The organism is Oleiphilus sp. HI0128 (assembly GCF_001635365.1).
Window position 1 is genome coordinate 1 of the sequence record NZ_LWGG01001524.1, and the last position, 797, is coordinate 797.

The window sequence follows — 797 nt, forward strand, 5'->3', positions numbered from 1 at the left end:
CCATACCGTTTCTTCAACACTGCCACGCGCTAAGTCGATACGTATGGTGATCTCTTCTTGATCCATCACTGCCTGACCGCGCTCTTCAGTATATTCGGCACACTTCTCGCCTTGATGAACAATCCTGACATCACCCAAGTATATCTCGACCAAGCTCAAATCAAACGCCTCAATCGAAGCCCGGCCCAAGGCGGCCAGAATACGACCCCAATTCGGATCGCAGGCAAATAAGGCGGTCTTAATCAAAGGAGAATGAGCAATGGTGTAAGCCACTTCAAGTGCTTCTTCAGTACTTTTAGCCTGCTCAACCTGAACCGTTACAAACTTGGTGGCACCTTCGCCATCACGCACGATCAATTGCGCCAGCTCGACCAAGACATCACTTAAGGCGTCTTTAAGGGCTGGAAAATCAGCATGAGACTTATCAATCAAAGGTGCTTTTGACTTGCCTGTCGTAAACAGAATACAAGAATCGTTTGTCGAGGTATCGCCATCGACAGTAATTCGATTAAATGAGGCCTCAGCAAGCTCCTGCAATAATTCATCTAGCAAAGCTTGAGGCACGCTCGCATCACATCCGACATAGGCCAGCATGGTTGCCATGTTTGGCTTAATCATGCCCGCGCCTTTACTGATGCCATTAATACGAACAGTCTCGCCTGCGTAGCTAATTTCAGTCGACACACCCTTGGGTCGAGTATCGGTTGTCATAATACCTTCGGCCGCATCGGCCCAAGCATCACCTTTTAACTGAACTTTAGCCTGAGGAATTGCCGCTACGATCTTCTCTATAGGCA

1 protein-coding gene is annotated in these 797 nt (G+C 48.4%); it reads right to left on the reverse strand.

Annotated features, from left to right (window positions below):
* Window positions 1-797, reverse strand: a 797-nt coding sequence (locus A3763_RS25065) for a bifunctional ornithine acetyltransferase/N-acetylglutamate synthase (protein ID WP_068760699.1), incomplete at both ends; no start/stop codon positions are given.